The following is a 15,612-nucleotide window of genomic DNA, read 5'->3' as shown; positions in this document are numbered from 1 at the left end:
GCGGTGCAGCAATACATCTCCTACCGGCTTACCCCTCCAGGTACCGCACCGCCAACTCCTCGGCAGCCGCCCGTGCCTGCTCCTGCAGATGCGGCGCCACCAGCATCATCACCTGATACACCACGATCCCTACATCGCCCTCGCGCCCCAGCACCCGCTGGTAGTCCAGCGAGAACATCAAGGTCAGGGTGATTTGCTCCACCAGCTGCCCCAACGCCTGTGTCTCACTGACCACTTGCCCCTGGCCCTTGAGGCTGGCCAGCAGTGCCGCCAGCGTGCGTTTGAGCGCATTGATCAGACTGCGCATGCCCCGTGCCAGCTTGGGCAGGCGCCCGGTCAGGTTGGACAGGTCCTGGAACAGAAAGCGGTACTGCGCCATGCGCTCGACGATCAGGTGCAGGAACAGCCAATAATCCTCGGCCTCCAGGCGCACCTCCAGCGGTGGGTCGAGCAACGGCATCAGCGCTTCCTCGAAGCGGTCGAACAACCCGTGGATCAAGGGTTCCTTGCCGTGAAAGTGGTAGTACAGGTTGCCCGGGCTGATGCCCAGTTCGTTGGCGATCTCCAGTGTCGATACATTCGGTTCGCCCTGTGAGTTGAACAGCTGCAGGGCGCATTCAAGGATACGGTCGCGGGTCTTCATCCAGTCGGCTTGCTCATCGGGTCAGGACATAGGTGCCTGGCGCAGGGCCCAGCGGTGGATAGGTCGCGTTGCCCAGCTCCGTGCGTGGCGCCTTGAGCGGGCCGGAACGTGGCGTGATCCACTCCAGCCACAGCGGCCACCAGCTGCCGTCGCGGCGCTGTGCGTCATGGAACCAGGCGCGTGGGTCGCTCGAGAGCTTGGGGTTTTCCAGGTAATACGCCTTGGGGTTGCCGGGTGGGTTGATGATGCTCTGAATGTGCCCGCTGTTGGCCAGCACGAACTGCCGGTCGCCACCGAGCAGCAAGGCCGAGCGATACACCGCGTCCCATGGCGTGATGTGATCGTTGCTGCCAGCGACGGTGAAGCTGTCGAGGTCGACCTGCTTGAGATCGATCGGTGTGCCGCACACCTCCAGGCCTGCGGGGTGGGTCAGCGGGTTGACCTTGAAGAAGTCCAGCAGGTCGCCATGCAGGGCGGCTGGCAGGCGTGTGCTGTCGGCGTTCCAGTAGAGAATGTCGAAGGCCGGCGGGGTCTTGCCGAGCAGGTAGTTGTTGACCCAGTAATTCCAGATCAGGTCGTTGGGCCGCATCCAGGCAAAGATCCGTGCCACCTCGCCGCCGTCCAGCACACCGCGCTGGTAAGAGCGACGCTTGGCCGCCTCGATGGTCTGTTCGTCGGCGAACAGGCTGGCAGGGCTGTCGAACTTGCTGTCGAGCAGGCTGACCAGGTAAGTGGCGCTACGTACCCGGCGTAGTTGGTGCTTGGCTTGCAGGTGGCCCTGCAGCGCGGCCATGGTCAGCCCGCCAGCGCAGGCCCCCATCAGGTTCGGGTCGCGGTTGCCGCTGATGCTGCGGCAGGCGTTGAGCGCTTCTTCCAGCGCCTGTACATAACTCGAAAGGCCCCACTCACGGTGGCGTGGGTCGGGGTTGCGCCAGCTGACCATGAACACCTGCAGGCCGTTCTTCAGCATGTACTGGACGAAGCTGTTGGTCGGTTGCATGTCGAAGATGTAGAACTTGTTGATCTGTGGCGGCACCACCAGCACAGGCCGGGCATGCTGTTTTTCGCTCATCGGCTTGTACTGGATCAGTTCCAGCAGCTCGTTGCGAAACACCACGGCGCCGGGGGTGGCAGCCAGGTTGCCGCCGACCTCGAAGGCGCGCTCATCGACCTGACGCGGCAGGCCGTCGTTGTGGCGCAAGTCGTCGAGCAAGTGAGTAAAGCCCCGCACCAGGCTCTGTCCGCCGGTGTTGAACAGCTCCTTGACCGCCAGCGGGTTGAGCAGCGAGTTGCTCGGTGCCAGGGCGTCGTTGATCAGGTTGAACAGAAAATGCGCACGGGCCCGGTCATCGTCGTCCAGGTGGCTTTCCTCGATCCACAGGCGGGTCTGTTTCTGCCAGGCCAGGTAGGCCTGCAGGCCGCGCCGGTAGAACGGGTTCTGGCTCCACGTAGGGTCGGTGAAACGTGCATCACGCGCGCTTGGCTGATAGGGCGTGTCGCCGAGCATCACCCGGCCCAGCTGGCCGCCCAGAGCCATCAGGTGGCGGGCGGTGTGCAACGGGTTGAGCAAGCCGTGGCGGCCTACGCTGCGCAAGGTGGAAATCAGGTCGCGACCGCGCACGCCAAGGATGGCGTTCTGCACGTTCATGCTGGTGGCGGGGAGCGTTGACGTTCCTTTGGCCGGCTTTTCTTTCATGGCAACAACTCCCTTGTCAGGCCACGGTCGTACTCATCAGTCGTGCCCTTGCAACAGCAAGCAACAATTCAGCCACCAGAGGCCGGACTGGGATGCATGACCGCGCGCTGACGTTCTTGCTGGAGAAACTTCATGATGATGGGGGCGACGGCCTCGGCCCGGGTGATCAGGAACAGATGGCCGTCGTCGATAATGTGTAGCTGGGCATTGGGAATTCGCCAGGCCAGCAGGCGCATGTTGATCAGCGGGATCAGCGGGTCGTCGTCGCCGGCCAGCACCAGGGTCGGCTGCTGGATCTTGTGCAGCCAGTGGATGCTGGTCCAGCCCAGCCCCGCGAACAGCTGCCAGTAGTAGCCCAGCTTGCCGCCCGAGCGCACCTTGGCCGCATGGTGCATGGCCAGCTCCGGGTCGCGGCGAAAACCGCCGCCATAGATCATCGGCGCGATACGGATGACATGCGATGGCTGCACGTAGCGCCTTGGGCTGGCCATCATCCACAGCACCTTGGGCTTGCCCGGCACCATCACCGCACCTGCGGCGGTGGCTGCCAGCACCAGCTTCTTGCAGCGTTCGGGGTAGTCATGGGCGAACTGCTGGGCCAGGGCGCCGCCCCAGGACACGCCGATGACATTGACCTGGCCATAGTCCAGGTAGTCGAGCATGCGTGCGGTCAGCTTGGCCAGGCCGGGAAAGCGGTAAGGGTGGCGTGGGGTGGACGAGCCCCCCACGCCGGGGACGTCGAAGGCGATGACTTCCAGGTCCGGGTCCAGTGCCTCGATGAACGGGAACACCAGCTCCAGGTTGGCGCCGATGCCGTTGAAGATCAGCAGCGGCGTCAGGTGCGGCTTGCCCGGGCGCACCGCGGTACGGATGGATTGGTCGTCCAGCTCGACGGTGCGGAATATGTAGGGTAGCGGCATGCGCGTGGCTCTGTGGCTTGATAATGCACCGTGGCACGCTCCGCGCGCCACGGCATTGCGACTCAACGCTCGTGGACGTAGGTCCCCGGTGCAGCCTCGCCAGCGGCATAGGCGCGGTTGCCCATGCGCGTCGGGGCCTTTTTCAGCTCGCCGGCGCGTTCGCCCAGCCAGGTTTGCCAGTGCAGCCACCAGGAGTCGGCATGCTTGTCGGCGTTCTCCTGCCAGGCCACCGGGTCGCCCGGGCGGTCCGCGCCGGTCATGAAGCGGGCCTTGGGGTTGCCTGGCGGGTTGAGGATGCTCTGGATATGGCCGCTGTTGGACAGCACGAACTCGATCTTGCCGCCGAACAGGTGCGCCGAGCGGTAGCACGACTGCCAAGGGGTGATGTGGTCGGAGGTGCCGGCGACGCTGAAGATGTCGCACTGGACTTTCTTCAGGTCGATGGCAGTACCGCACACTTCCAGTGCATCCGGGCGGATCAGCGGATTGTTCTTGAACAGCTCGATCAGGTCGCCGTGGAAGGCGGCGGGCAAGCGCGTGGTGTCGTTGTTCCAGAACAGGATGTCGAACACCGGTGGCTCGTTGCCGAGCAGGTAATTGTTGACCCAGTAATTCCAGATCAGGTCGTTGGGCCGCATCCAGGCGAACACCTTGGCCATGTCGCTGCCTTCGAGCACCCCGGACTGGTAAGAGTGGCGCTTGGCAGCCTCGAGCGTCTGCTCGTCGACGAACAGCGCGACCTCGGTGTCCATGGTGGTGTCCAGCACGCTGACCAGCAGGGTCAGGGCGTTGACTTTCTGCTCACCCAGCGCGGCGTAGTGGCCGACCAGGGCGGTGCAGGTGATGCCGCCGGAGCAGGCGCCGAGCATGTTCAGGTCCTTGCTGCCGGTAATCGCCAGTACCGCGTCGACCGCTTCCTTGAGGGCATCGATGTAGGTAGACAGGCCCCATTCACGCTGGGCCTTGGTCGGGTTGCGCCAGCTGATGATGAAGGTCTGCTGCTGCGAACGCAGGCAGAAGCGCGCCAGGCTCTTTTCCGGGCTCAGGTCGAAGACGTAGAACTTGTTGATTTGCGGGGGCACCACCAGCAGTGGGCGGGCATGCACCTGTTCGGTGATGGGGCTGTACTGGATCAGCTCCAGCACATCATTGCGGTAGACCACGGCGCCTTCGCTGGTGCCAAGGTTCTTGCCGACCTCGAAGGCCTCCATGTTGACCTGGCTGGGCATGCCGCCGTTGTTGACCACATCCTTGGCCAGGTTGGACAGGCCGTCCAGCAGGCTCTTGCCGCCGGTTTCGAAGAAGCGCTTGACCGCCGCCGGGTTGGACAGGGTGTTGGTCGGCGCCATGGCTTCGGTCATCAGGTTGATGACGAACTGCCCGCGGCTGATGTCCTGGGGCGACAGGTCGCTGTTGCCGATCCACTCCTGCAGCTCCTTGCGCCAGGCCAGGTAAGTCTGCAGGTAGCGGCGGTAAAGCGGGTTCTTGCTCCAGGCCGGGTCCTGGAAGCGGCGATCGTCGCCTTCCGGGGCGAGACTGGACTTGCCCAGCAGCACGTTCTTCAGCTCCAGGCCGAAGTGCGCCACATGTTTGGCACTGTGCAGCGGCTGGCGCACGGCCTGACGCAGCACGGTACGCGCAGAGCTCAGCAGGTCCTTGCGGCGGATGCCGATGACCGGGTTCAGCCCCAGGGTGTTTTCCGAGGCTTGCCGCTGCAACTCATCGTTGTTCTTGTTACTCATCTACGACGCTCCGTTGTCCTGAGACGAGTACCGGATTGCTGTGGCGCAATGCACAGCGGACAGCCCGGTACTACTACTCGGGTGACCAGTGATAAGGAACAGCGGTGCTGCGGGCCGGATGCATTCGGCGATGAGCTGCGGGGGATTCTGCGTGTGAAGACAGCCTGCTTTCGCTCGCGACCTCTACATACCGGCCAGTGCCTGATTGCCCTCTAGGCGATGCAGGGAACTTGCCAGCTCCATTGGTTACCCGACTTTCATGTAATGCGCAAGACAACCCGTTGAGGAGTTGTCTGTAAGGCATTCAAACAGATGAGATTAGAAAATGCGCTCTAAAGCCTGGGAAGCTTGAGCTAGAGCATGAGTTTGACCACCGATTCGGCCGGGTCGCGGGACTTGCCGGCCTTGTGCAGTTCATCGAGGTACTCGGCCCATAGCTGCTCCTGGCGCAGGCACAGTTGCTCGAGGTACTCCCAAGTGAACAGGCCGCTGTCATGGCCGTCGTCGAAGGTGAGTTTCAGTGCATATTGGCCAGCAGGTTCCAGGCCGGCCAGGCCGACGTTGATCTTGCCAAATTGCAGGATGGGATTGCCGTGGCCCTGGACCTCGGCGGAAGGCGAGTGCACGCGCAGGAATTCGGCGGGCAGGTGATAGACCTCGCCGGGGGCGTAGGTGAGGCTGAGGGTCTTGGAGGCTTTGTGCAGGTTGATGGCGGTGGGCAGGCGGGCCATGGTCTGGAGTCTCTTGAGAGCTGATGGTGCAAGCTTCGAGTGATTCAGGCCATTGTGCAAGGGGGCTGCTGCGCAGCCCTTTCGCGACACGAGGCCGCTCCTACAGGAATTAGCTTTCCCTTGTAGAAGCGGCCTCGTGTCGCGAAAGGGCCGCAAAGCGGCCCCCTGCGGTCTTACAGGATGTAGCGCGACAGGTCTTCGTTCTGTGCCAGCTCACCCAGGTGGCCATTCACATACGCCGCATCGATGAGAATCGGTGCTTCGTCGTGGGTGCTGGCCAGGTCACCGGCACTGAACGACACCTCTTCGAGCAGGCGCTCGAGCAGGGTGTGCAGGCGGCGGGCACCGATGTTTTCGGTCTTCTCGTTGACCTGGTAGGCGATTTCGGCCAGGCGCTTGATGCCGTCGGCAGCGAACTCGATGTTCAGGCCTTCGGTCTTCAGCAGCGCACTGTACTGCTCGGTCAGCGAGGCATGTGGCTCTTGCAGGATGCGCTCGAAGTCTTCCGGGGTCAGCGCCTTGAGCTCGACACGGATCGGCAGGCGGCCTTGCAGCTCCGGCACCAGGTCGCTTGGCTTGCTCAGGTGGAACGCGCCGGAGGCGATGAACAGGATGTGGTCGGTCTTGACCATGCCCAGCTTGGTGTTGACGGTGCAGCCTTCGATCAGCGGCAGCAGGTCGCGCTGCACGCCTTCACGGGATACATCGGCACCGCCGACGTTGCCACGTTTGGCCACCTTGTCGATTTCGTCGATGAACACGATGCCGTGCTGCTCGACCGCTTCCAGGGCCTTGCCCTTGAGCTCTTCCTCGTTGACCAGGCGGCTGGCTTCCTCGTCGCGCACCATCTTCAGTGCTTCCTTGACCTTCAGCTTGCGGCTCTTGCGCTTGCCCTTGCCCATGTTGGCGAACAGGCTTTGCAGCTGGTTGGTCATCTCTTCCATGCCGGGTGGCGCGGCGATTTCGACGCCCATGTTCTCGGCAACTTCGATCTCGATTTCCTTGTCGTCCAGCTGGCCTTCGCGCAGGCGCTTGCGGAACAGCTGGCGGGTGTTGGAATCGGTGCTGGTCTGCGCGGCTTCCTCGCTGAAGCTGCTGACCCGCGCCTGCGGCAACAGGGCGTCGAGGATGCGGTCTTCGGCGGCGTCTTCGGCGCGGTGGCGTACGCGGACGATTTCCTGCTCGCGCAGCATTTTCAGCGCAGCATCGGCCAGGTCACGGATGATCGACTCGACGTCGCGGCCGACGTAGCCGACTTCGGTGAACTTGGTTGCTTCGACCTTGAGGAACGGCGCGTTGGCCAGCTTGGCCAGGCGGCGGGCGATTTCGGTCTTGCCGACGCCGGTAGGGCCGATCATCAGGATGTTCTTCGGCGTCACTTCGGCACGCAGCTCGGCAGGAAGCTGCATCCGCCGCCAGCGGTTGCGCAGGGCGATGGCGACGGCGCGCTTGGCGTCGTCCTGGCCGATGATGTGGCGGTTGAGTTCGTGGACGATCTCGCGGGGGGTCATGGACATGATCAATACGGTCCTGAGGCGGAGTGTTCGGCGTGGAAAAGTCCCGCTACGAGCGGGACGCCAGAACAACTGATCACTCGGCCAGGTCCTGCTCCTCGATGGTCAGGTTGTGGTTGGTGAACACGCAGATGTCACCGGCGATGTTCAGGGCAGCCTCGGTGATTTCCCGGGCCGACAGGTCGGTCTTGTTCAGCAGGGCGCGGGCTGCGGCCTGGGCATAGCCGCCACCGGAACCCATGGCGATCAGGCCGTCTTCCGGCTCGACCACGTCACCGTTGCCGGTGATGATCAGCGATGCATCCTTGTTGGCCACGGCCAGCATGGCCTCCAGGCGGCTCAGGGAGCGGTCGGTACGCCACTCTTTGGCCAGCTCGACGGCTGCACGCACCAGGTGCCCGGAATGTTTCTGCAGTTGGGCTTCGAAGCGCTCGAACAGGGTGAAGGCATCGGCGGTAGCACCGGCGAAACCGGCGATCACTTCGCCGTTGTACAGGCGACGGACCTTCTTGGCGTTGCCTTTCATCACGGTGTTGCCGAGGGATACCTGGCCGTCGCCGCCCATGACGACTTTGCCGTTACGGCGGACAGAAACGATGGTGGTCAAGGGGAGAGTCTCCACGCAGCGGGGCAAAATTGCCTGATGCAGACTCATATGGGGGTGGGGGGGAAGATTTCAACCGCGGGGGATGAATGGTTGCCAAAGGGTAACGGCTGAATATGAACAGTGTGGGAGCGGCCTTGTGTCGCGAAAGGGCTGCGTAGCGGCCCCAGGATCTCGGCAACATGCATGGATTGCTGGGGCCGCTTTGCGGCCCTTTCGCGACACAAGGCCGCTCCCACAGGGGTTACTCAGGCCTCGTGGCAGACGTGCCCATCGACCAAGGTATAACGCACGGCAGCCGGCAGGCAGTGGCCGATGAATGGGCAGTTTTCGCCGCGCGACAGCCATTGCTCACCAGCAATCGTCGAGGCCTTGGGATCGAACAGCACCAGGTCGGCCGCGCCGCCGACTTTCAGTTCGCCGGCCGGCAGGCGCATGGCCTTGGCCGGGCCGCTGCTCAGGCGGGCGAGCAGGGTTGGCAGGTCGAGCAGGCCGTCCTCGACCAGGGTCATGGCCAGCGGCAGCAGCAGTTCGACGCTGCTGATGCCCGGTTCGGTGGCGCCGAACGGTGCCAGCTTGGCATCGCGCTCATGGGGCTGGTGGTGGCTCGAGATCGCCTGAATGACCCCCGATTTCACCGCTGCGCGCAGGCCGTCGCGGTCGGCGGCGGTGCGCAGTGGCGGCTGCACGTGGTACAGGCTGGAGAACTCGCGCAGCGATTCGTCGGTGAGGATCAGCTGGTACAGCGCCACGTCTGCCGTCACCGGCAGGCCCAGCTGCTGGGCCTGCTCGATCAGCCGTGCACCACGGGCGCTGGTGATCTGGGTGAAGTGCGCACGCACGCCGGTCTGTTCCACCAGCAGCAGGTTGCGCGCCAGGGCCACGGTTTCTGCGGTCTCGGGAATGCCGGGCAGGCCGAGGAAGCTGGCCATCGCGCCTTCGTGGGCCAGGCCACCCTGGGCCAGGTCGCGGTCCTGGGAGTGGAACACCACGGTCAGGTCGAAGGTGGCGGCGTATTCCAGGGCACGGGCCAGGGTACGGTTGTTGGGGATTTCCTTCAGGCCATTGCCGAAGGCTACGCAACCGGTGTCGCGCAGGGCAACCAGTTCGGCCAGCTGTTCGCCTTCAAGGCCCTTGGTCAGGGCACCGATCGGGTAGACCTTGCTGTTGGCGGCTTCGCGGGCGCGGTCGAGGATAAGCTCGGCCACTGCCGAGGTATCCAGCACCGGCTTGGTCTGCGGCGGGCAGCACAGGCTGGTGACGCCACCGGCCACGGCGGCGCGGGTTTCACTGGCGATGGAGCCCTTGCGGCTGTAGCCAGGCTCGCGCAGGGAGACGCCGAGATCGACCAGGCCGGGCGCGGCGATCAGGCCGTCAGCGGCGATGGTACGGCTGGCGCTGAAACCGGCCGGGGCGGCGCCGATGGCGGCAATGCGCCCGCCGTCCAGGTGCAGGTCGGTGACCTGGTCCAGGCCGCTGACAGGGTCGATGACCCGGGCGCCAAGAATACTGATGGTCACAGGGCGTTCTCCTGGTCGAATTGACGTTGCGCGTTCTGCCCGCTCATGGCCATGGACAGCACGGCCATGCGCACGGCGATGCCGTAGGTGACCTGGTTGAGAATCACCGAGTGTTTGCCGTCGGCAACCGCCGATTCGATCTCCACGCCGCGGTTGATCGGACCTGGGTGCATGACGATGGCATCGGGCTTGGCGCCGGCCAGGCGCGCGGTGGTCAGGCCGAACAGGCGGTAGAACTCGCCTTCGCTGGGCAGCAGGCCGCCTGCCATGCGCTCACGCTGCAGGCGCAGCATGATCACCACGTCGACGTCTTTCAGGCCTTCGGCCAGGTCGGTGTAGACCTTCACGCCATACTGCTCGATGCCGATCGGGATCAGGGTTTTCGGGCCGATCACGCGGATGTCCGGGCAGCCCAGCGCTTTCAGCGCAAGCATGTCGGAACGGGCCACGCGCGAGTGCAGGATGTCGCCGACAATTGCTACCGAGAGGTTCTCGAAGCTGCCCTTGTGGCGACGGATGGTCAGCATGTCGAGCATGCCCTGGGTCGGGTGCGCGTGGCGGCCGTCACCGCCGTTGATCACGGCGACGTCCGGGCACACGTGCTCGGCGATGAAGTGCGCGGCGCCGGAATCGGAGTGGCGCACGACGAACATATCGGCGGCCATGGCTTCCAGGTTGCGCAGGGTGTCGAACAGGGTCTCGCCCTTGCTGGTCGAGGACGTCGACACGTTCAGGCTGATCACGTCGGCCGACAGGCGCTGTGCGGCCAGTTCGAAGGTGGTGCGGGTACGGGTCGAGTTCTCGAAGAACACGTTGCACACGGTCTTGCCGCGCAGCAACGGGACTTTCTTCACGGCCCGGGCGCCGACTTCAAGGAATGAGTCGGCGGTGTCGAGGATCTCGGTGAGCAGTTCGCGGGGCAAACCGTCGAGCGAGAGGAAATGGCGTAGCTGGCCCTGATCATTGAGCTGCAGCGGGCGCTTGGCGTCGATTGGCGTCATCGCGAGGGGACTCTTAAAGGGCGGAAGCGGTGGCGAGGTCCTGGCGCTCGAGGGCGAGCGGTGCGGGTCCGGTCAATTTTACCCGTTCATGGGCGGCCAGCGACAGGGTGGCGCCGAGCACATTGGGGCGAATGGGCAGTTCGCCGGCATCCAGGTCGAGCAGGCAGACCAGGGTAACGCTGGCCGGGCGGCCGTAATCGAACAGTTCGTTGAGTGCGGCGCGGATGGTGCGGCCACTCATCAGCACATCGTCAATCAGCACCAGGTGCTGGCCTTCGACCTCGAACGGCAGCTCCGACGGGCGCACCTGGGGGTGCAGGCCGTTCTGGCTGAAGTCATCGCGATAGAACGACACGTCCAGCGTGCCGAGAGGGGTCTGGTCGGCCATTTCCTGCTGCAGGGCCTGGGCAACCCAGACACCGCCAGTGCGGATGCCGATGAAGCGCGGCTCGGTGATGTTGCGGCGGGCCAGATGGGCGCGAAGGTCGACAGCCATCTGCCGGATCAGGTCGGCGGGATTGGGTAGGCTCATTGCGTATCTCCTGGGGCGCCGGGGGCGTTGTGGTTGCCCCGACGTAAACGCGGAAAGATCAGGTATTGGCCTCCAGCCAGCCTTGCAGCAGCAGGGCGGCGGCAATGGCGTCGACCGGGTTATCACGGTAGCTGCCGTGGCGGCCGCCACGGGCCATCTGCTCGCCCTTGGCTTCGAAGGTGGTCAGGCGTTCGTCGTGGGTGTGCACCGGCAGGTTGAAGCGGCCATTGAGGCGGCGGGCAAACTTTTCGGCGCGCTCGCTCATGTCGCTGGGCGTGCCATCCATGTTCAGCGGCAGGCCGACGACAATGGCATCGGGCTTCCATTCCTTGATCAGCTTCTCGACCTGATTCCAGTCCGGCACGCCGTTTTGCGCCTTGAGCACGCAAAGCTCGCGGGCCTGGCCGGTAATCACCTGGCCGACGGCCACACCGATCTGTTTGCTGCCGTAGTCGAAGCCCAGCAGTAGACGTAGTTCGGCCATCAGGCGTGCCCCGCCTGGCTGGTCAGCAGGCTGAGGTTGATGCCCAGGCTGCGGGCTGCAGCGCCCAGGCGCTGTTCGCTGGCCATGGCGAAGAGGATGTCCGGGTCGAACGGGCAGTTGAGCCAGGCGTTGTCGGCCAGTTCAGCTTCCAACTGGCCCGCTTCCCAGCCGGCATAACCGAGGGTGATCAGGCTTTTTTGCGGGCCGGCACCTTCGGCGATGGCGAACAGTACGTCCTGCGAGGTGGACAGCGACAGGCCCTGCAGCTCGACGGTTGCCTGATAGCTGCATTCGCTGCTGTGCAGGACAAAACCGCGGTCGGTCTGCACCGGGCCACCCTGGTAGATGGGGACCTGCAAGGTGCTGGCCGGCGGGACCTCGTTCGGGCGCAACTGCTCGAGAATGTCGGCCAGGTTCAGCTCCTGTGGTCGGTTGACCACCAGGCCCATGGCGCCATTGGCGTTGTGCTCGACGATGTACGTGAGGGTCTGGGCGAAGTTCGGATCAGCCATGTGCGGCATGGCGATCAGGAACTGATGCTTGAGGTAGCTCGGGCTGAGGTTTTTCATGGGGGATAGTGTGGCGCCAGGTAGCGAGGCTGACAAGGTGCTCGGCTTGGCTGTTTTGGGGCTGCTGTGCAGCCTTTCCGACCGGTCCGGCGCCCCGCCAATTTCAGATCAGTTACTGGACAGGCGGTCGCCGCGGGCAAAGCGCCAGGTGCGGATGATCTCCAGCCGGTCGAACTCGGCCAGGTCCCCGGTAAACGGCGCAAATGGCGCCGCCAGCCGCACGATGCGCTGCGCCGCCTGGTCCAGCACAGGCTGCCCGGACGACTCCAGTACCAGCACCTCATACAGCGAGCCATCGCGGTTGATCGACACCATCATCCGCAAATTGCCGTAGATCTGCTGCCGGCGTGCCTCGTCGGGGTAGTTCAGGTTACCGACCCGCTCGACCTTCTTGCGCCACTCTTCCTTGTACCAGGCGCCCTTGTCGCGCATGGTCGAAGCCGCATTCAGGCGGTGAATGCGCGGGCGCTTGGCGTACATCTGCTGTTCGTTGGAAAGCTCCGCTTCAAGGCTGGCGATCTGGCTCGACAGTTGTGAGCTGTCAAAGTCTGGCGTGGCCGCCGCCTGCTTTGGCTGTGGCTTGCTTTCCTTCGGCTTGGGCTCGATCTTCTGCGCTTTCGGCGCCTTGGTCGCCACCGCGGACTTCTCTGGCGTGGGCGGTGGGGCTACTTCGGGTTTGGCAGCAGGGGGCGGAGTGACCTTGTTGATCTTGCTGTCCTGGAACGGCGCCACCTCGGTGGTGGTGGGGACCGCTTTCTTTTCCAGGGTACCGCTGCCCTGCTGGTTGTCCTGAGCCTGGTAATCAGCCTTCTTCGGCGCTTTCTCGCTTTTGAAGGTGGCCAGGGTGATGTCCATGGTCTGGCGGATTTCAGCCGGTTTGACCACGGTAAAGCCGACGCCAAGGATCAGCGCCAGGTGCACCAGGGCAGCCAGGAACAGGGTAAAGCCAAGCCGGTCCACCGGGCGAATGCGCGGTGGCAGCAGGTCGGCGGGGATGTCGGCAGGCAGCGTCATCAGGTATCCAGCAACCGCAGGGCGGGGCAGCAGCTCAGTCGAAAAGGACCGGCATCATACCCCACTCCGCGCATTTGCTTCGCGTCGGCGGTCAGCGCGCCTTGAGCTGGCGATCAATGGCATCCATCAGTTTGCCACCGATATCGGTGTTGAAGGCGGCGTCGATCTCGCGGATGCAGGTGGGGCTGGTGACGTTGATTTCGGTGAGATAGTCGCCGATCACGTCCAGGCCAACGAACAGCAGGCCCTTTTCACGCAGGGTCGGGCCGACCTGGGCGGCGATCCAGCGGTCGCGCTCGCTCAGCGGGCGGGCTTCGCCGCGACCACCGGCGGCCAGGTTGCCGCGGGTCTCGCCGCTGGCCGGAATGCGCGCCAGGCAGTAGTCGACCGGTTCGCCGTCGATCATCAGGATGCGCTTGTCGCCGTCCTTGATCGCCGGCAGGTAAGCCTGCGCCATGATCTGCTGGGCGCCCAGTGCGGTCAGGGTTTCCAGAATCACCGACAAGTTGGGGTCGCCCGCCCGGTGGCGGAAGATCGAGGTGCCACCCATGCCGTCCAGCGGCTTGAGGATCACGTCACCGTGCTCGGCGGCGAACTGGCGGATGATGTCCGGGCGGCGGCTGACCAGGGTCGGCGGCGTGCACTGCGGGAACAGCGTGGCGAACAGTTTTTCATTGCAGTCGCGCAGGCTCTGCGGGCGGTTGACCACCAGCACGCCTTCGGCCTCGGCCTGTTCCAGCAGGTAGGTGCTGTAGACGAACTCCATGTCGAACGGCGGGTCCTTGCGCATCAGGATCACGTCCAGGTCGGCCAGCGGGCTGTCCTGCTCGTCACCCAGCTCGAACCAGCGCGCCGGGTCGGCGAACACGTTGAGCGGGCGCATGCGGGCGCGGGCCTTGCCCTGCGCCTGGTACAGGTCGCGCTGCTCCATGTAGAACAGTTCCCAGCCGCGGGCCTGGGCGGCCAGCAGCATGGCCAGCGAGCTGTCCTTCTTGTAGGAGATGGACGCGATCGGGTCCATGACAATGCCGAGGCGAACGCTCATGGGGTGGTTCCTCTTGGCGGCCCGTGGCCGCAGTGAATCGATGGAAAAGTGGCTCAGGGTGGCGCTGTGAGCGCCGTGGGTCAAGGGGGCGGCAGATGGAACGGGCCCCCGGAGTGTGCTAAAAATGCCCTCAGCTTCAAGCTGCAAGCCATCGGTGGCTTGCTGCCCACACTGTGCAGCGATGGTAGCGCGACTTATGGAACAGCCCCTGAAGGTGATGGTGATCGACGATTCCCGCACGATCCGCCGCACCGCGCAGATGTTGCTCGGCGAAGCGGGCTGCGAGGTGATCACCGCCAGTGACGGCTTCGATGCCCTGGCCAAGATCATCGACCACCAGCCACAGATCATCTTCGTCGACGTGCTGATGCCCCGTCTGGACGGTTATCAGACCTGTGCGGTGATCAAGCACAACAGTGCCTTCAAGGACATCCCGGTGATTCTCCTGTCGTCTCGCGATGGCCTGTTCGACAAGGCTCGCGGCCGGGTGGTCGGTTCCGACCAGTTCCTGACCAAACCATTCAGCAAGGAAGAACTGCTCGACGCGATCAGGGCCCATGTACCTGGTTTCGCCGCGCCCGAACAACCCGCACCCTGACCGCGCCGCGCTGGCGCGGCCTTCAATTTCCTGATGGGGAAACAGCATGGCCCGAGTTCTGATTGTCGACGACTCGCCGACAGAGATGTACAGATTGACCGAATGGCTGGAAAAGCACGGTCACCAGGTGCTCAAGGCCAACAACGGTGCCGACGGTGTGGCCCTGGCCCGCCAGGAGAAGCCGGATGCGGTGCTGATGGACATCGTCATGCCTGGCATGAACGGCTTCCAGGCCACCCGCCAGTTGAGCAAGGACCCGGAAACCAGCGCCATCCCCGTGGTGGTGGTAACCACCAAGGACCAGGAAACCGACCGAATCTGGGCCACGCGCCAGGGCGCCCGCGACTTCCTGACCAAGCCTGTGGAAGAAGACGCGTTGATCGCCAAGCTCAAAGAAGTACTGGGCGCTTGACCACCCGCCCGCAGGGGGCGTCGCTGACCGCCTTCGAGCTGTTGCTGGACATCGACCGGCGTTGCCGCCTGCTGGTGGCCGACCAGCCGCCGCAGGATACCCGCCTGCAGCAATGGAGCGGCATCGGTTTTCGCATTGCCGGGCAGTGGTTCGTCGCCCCAATGGGCGAAGTCGCCGAGGTGTTGCGTGAACCGCGCAGCAGCCGTGTGCCTGGTGTGCAGCCGTGGGTGTGTGGCGTGGCCAACCTGCGCGGCCGGCTGTTGCCGGTAATGGACCTGAGCAGCTTCTTCGGCCTTGGCCCTGCTGCGCCAGGCAAGCAGCGGCGGGTGCTGGTACTGGACCATGAGGACCTGTTCGTCGGCCTGCTGGTCGACGAGGTGCTGGGCCTGCAACATTTCGCCCTGAGCAGCCTGGAGCTGTCGCCACCGCAGCCGCTGCTGCGAGCTGCCGCCCGCTTCGTGCAGGGGCACTTCCCGCGGGAACGCAACTGGGCGATCTTCAGCCCCTTCGCCCTGGCCCAGGCGCCGGGCTTTCTTGACGTGGCGCTATAGGACTTTCGAACGTGAACAAGCCGGCCACCCCAGTCG

At 64.4% G+C, this 15,612-nt stretch carries 17 protein-coding genes; 3 read left to right on the top strand and 14 right to left on the bottom strand.

Going from position 1 to position 15,612, the window contains the following annotated elements; translation table 11 throughout:
* Nucleotides 1–28 precede the first annotated feature (28 nt).
* The 14 genes from BUQ73_RS24290 to gshB form a co-directional block, all read right to left on the bottom strand.
* Nucleotides 29–643 carry a TetR/AcrR family transcriptional regulator gene (locus tag BUQ73_RS24290; RefSeq protein WP_060484670.1) on the bottom strand — a complete coding sequence of 205 codons (615 nt, stop codon included), beginning with the start codon at nt 641–643 and terminating at the stop codon, nt 29–31.
* Between the two features lie 13 nt (nt 644–656).
* Nucleotides 657–2,339 carry a class II poly(R)-hydroxyalkanoic acid synthase gene (gene phaC, locus BUQ73_RS24285; RefSeq protein ID WP_079229993.1) on the bottom strand — a complete coding sequence of 561 codons (1,683 nt, stop codon included), beginning with the start codon at nt 2,337–2,339 and terminating at the stop codon, nt 657–659.
* Nucleotides 2,340–2,407: 68 nt separating this feature from the next.
* On the bottom strand, nt 2,408–3,259 hold the full coding sequence (gene phaZ, locus BUQ73_RS24280; RefSeq protein ID WP_027920648.1) for a poly(3-hydroxyalkanoate) depolymerase: 852 nt from the start codon (nt 3,257–3,259) through the stop codon (nt 2,408–2,410).
* A 62-nt stretch (nt 3,260–3,321) separates the two neighbouring features.
* Nucleotides 3,322–5,001 carry a class II poly(R)-hydroxyalkanoic acid synthase gene (phaC, locus tag BUQ73_RS24275; protein WP_079229992.1) on the bottom strand — a complete coding sequence of 560 codons (1,680 nt, stop codon included), beginning with the start codon at nt 4,999–5,001 and terminating at the stop codon, nt 3,322–3,324.
* 353 nt (nt 5,002–5,354) lie between these two features.
* Nucleotides 5,355–5,732, bottom strand: a complete 378-nt coding sequence (locus tag BUQ73_RS24270; protein WP_079229991.1) for a gamma-butyrobetaine hydroxylase-like domain-containing protein — start codon at nt 5,730–5,732, stop codon at nt 5,355–5,357.
* Nucleotides 5,733–5,905: 173 nt separating this feature from the next.
* A complete protein-coding gene (hslU, locus tag BUQ73_RS24265) occupies nt 5,906–7,249 on the bottom strand; it encodes an ATP-dependent protease ATPase subunit HslU (protein WP_079229990.1) in 1,344 nt (447 codons plus the stop codon).
* Between the two features lie 73 nt (nt 7,250–7,322).
* Complete coding sequence (gene hslV, locus BUQ73_RS24260) at nt 7,323–7,853, bottom strand: ATP-dependent protease subunit HslV (RefSeq protein WP_027920652.1); 531 nt, start codon at nt 7,851–7,853, stop codon at nt 7,323–7,325.
* A 245-nt stretch (nt 7,854–8,098) separates the two neighbouring features.
* Nucleotides 8,099–9,370: a dihydroorotase gene (locus tag BUQ73_RS24255; RefSeq protein ID WP_079229989.1), complete on the bottom strand. Its 1,272-nt coding sequence runs from the start codon at nt 9,368–9,370 to the stop codon at nt 8,099–8,101.
* Entirely contained in the window at nt 9,367–10,371 is a 1,005-nt protein-coding gene (locus BUQ73_RS24250; RefSeq protein WP_027920654.1) for an aspartate carbamoyltransferase catalytic subunit, read from the bottom strand. Before BUQ73_RS24250 ends, BUQ73_RS24255 begins: the two co-directional genes overlap by 4 nt.
* Nucleotides 10,372–10,384: 13 nt before the next feature.
* Nucleotides 10,385–10,903, bottom strand: a complete 519-nt coding sequence (gene pyrR, locus BUQ73_RS24245) for a bifunctional pyr operon transcriptional regulator/uracil phosphoribosyltransferase PyrR (RefSeq protein WP_079229988.1) — start codon at nt 10,901–10,903, stop codon at nt 10,385–10,387.
* Between the two features lie 58 nt (nt 10,904–10,961).
* A complete protein-coding gene (gene ruvX, locus BUQ73_RS24240) occupies nt 10,962–11,387 on the bottom strand; it encodes a Holliday junction resolvase RuvX (RefSeq protein WP_023378332.1) in 426 nt (141 codons plus the stop codon).
* A complete protein-coding gene (locus BUQ73_RS24235; RefSeq protein WP_079229987.1) occupies nt 11,387–11,956 on the bottom strand; it encodes a YqgE/AlgH family protein in 570 nt (189 codons plus the stop codon). Before BUQ73_RS24235 ends, ruvX begins: the two co-directional genes overlap by 1 nt.
* Nucleotides 11,957–12,064: 108 nt before the next feature.
* Nucleotides 12,065–12,970, bottom strand: a complete 906-nt coding sequence (locus tag BUQ73_RS24230) for an energy transducer TonB (protein ID WP_079229986.1) — start codon at nt 12,968–12,970, stop codon at nt 12,065–12,067.
* A 91-nt stretch (nt 12,971–13,061) separates the two neighbouring features.
* A complete protein-coding gene (gshB, locus tag BUQ73_RS24225; protein WP_079229985.1) occupies nt 13,062–14,015 on the bottom strand; it encodes a glutathione synthase in 954 nt (317 codons plus the stop codon).
* Nucleotides 14,016–14,211: 196 nt separating this feature from the next.
* Here gshB and BUQ73_RS24220 point away from each other — a divergent pair, with 196 nt between their 5' ends.
* The 3 genes from BUQ73_RS24220 to BUQ73_RS24210 are packed head-to-tail and all read left to right on the top strand — an operon-like array spanning nt 14,212 to nt 15,576.
* A complete protein-coding gene (locus BUQ73_RS24220) occupies nt 14,212–14,613 on the top strand; it encodes a response regulator (protein WP_060509720.1) in 402 nt (133 codons plus the stop codon).
* Between the two features lie 46 nt (nt 14,614–14,659).
* A complete protein-coding gene (gene pilH, locus BUQ73_RS24215; protein WP_060509717.1) occupies nt 14,660–15,025 on the top strand; it encodes a twitching motility response regulator PilH in 366 nt (121 codons plus the stop codon).
* Nucleotides 15,022–15,576 (top strand): chemotaxis protein CheW, encoded by a 555-nt coding sequence (locus tag BUQ73_RS24210; RefSeq protein ID WP_008094837.1) that lies wholly within the window; start codon nt 15,022–15,024, stop codon nt 15,574–15,576. Before pilH ends, BUQ73_RS24210 begins: the two co-directional genes overlap by 4 nt.
* Nucleotides 15,577–15,612 lie beyond the last annotated feature (36 nt).

This window comes from Pseudomonas putida, assembly GCF_002025705.1.
In the GTDB taxonomy this organism is placed as follows: domain Bacteria; phylum Pseudomonadota; class Gammaproteobacteria; order Pseudomonadales; family Pseudomonadaceae; genus Aquipseudomonas; species Aquipseudomonas putida_J.
This window is presented reverse-complemented; position numbering and strand designations above follow the sequence as displayed.

What these genes read in the sequence shown, in the direction of transcription:
- phaC (WP_079229992.1), bottom strand. Translation starts at nt 5,001, where the DNA reads ATGAGTAACAAGAACAACGATGAGTTGCAGCGGCAAGCCTCGGAAAAC.
- ruvX (WP_023378332.1), bottom strand. Translation starts at nt 11,387, where the DNA reads ATGGCCGAACTACGTCTACTGCTGGGCTTCGACTACGGCAGCAAACAG.
- BUQ73_RS24250 (WP_027920654.1), bottom strand. Translation starts at nt 10,371, where the DNA reads ATGACGCCAATCGACGCCAAGCGCCCGCTGCAGCTCAATGATCAGGGC.
- gshB (WP_079229985.1), bottom strand. Translation starts at nt 14,015, where the DNA reads ATGAGCGTTCGCCTCGGCATTGTCATGGACCCGATCGCGTCCATCTCC.
- BUQ73_RS24235 (WP_079229987.1), bottom strand. Translation starts at nt 11,956, where the DNA reads ATGAAAAACCTCAGCCCGAGCTACCTCAAGCATCAGTTCCTGATCGCC.
- BUQ73_RS24220 (WP_060509720.1), top strand. Translation starts at nt 14,212, where the DNA reads ATGGAACAGCCCCTGAAGGTGATGGTGATCGACGATTCCCGCACGATC.
- BUQ73_RS24290 (WP_060484670.1), bottom strand. Translation starts at nt 643, where the DNA reads ATGAAGACCCGCGACCGTATCCTTGAATGCGCCCTGCAGCTGTTCAAC.
- phaC (WP_079229993.1), bottom strand. Translation starts at nt 2,339, where the DNA reads ATGAAAGAAAAGCCGGCCAAAGGAACGTCAACGCTCCCCGCCACCAGC.
- BUQ73_RS24230 (WP_079229986.1), bottom strand. Translation starts at nt 12,970, where the DNA reads ATGACGCTGCCTGCCGACATCCCCGCCGACCTGCTGCCACCGCGCATT.
- pilH (WP_060509717.1), top strand. Translation starts at nt 14,660, where the DNA reads ATGGCCCGAGTTCTGATTGTCGACGACTCGCCGACAGAGATGTACAGA.
- hslU (WP_079229990.1), bottom strand. Translation starts at nt 7,249, where the DNA reads ATGTCCATGACCCCCCGCGAGATCGTCCACGAACTCAACCGCCACATC.
- pyrR (WP_079229988.1), bottom strand. Translation starts at nt 10,903, where the DNA reads ATGAGCCTACCCAATCCCGCCGACCTGATCCGGCAGATGGCTGTCGAC.
- BUQ73_RS24270 (WP_079229991.1), bottom strand. Translation starts at nt 5,732, where the DNA reads ATGGCCCGCCTGCCCACCGCCATCAACCTGCACAAAGCCTCCAAGACC.
- phaZ (WP_027920648.1), bottom strand. Translation starts at nt 3,259, where the DNA reads ATGCCGCTACCCTACATATTCCGCACCGTCGAGCTGGACGACCAATCC.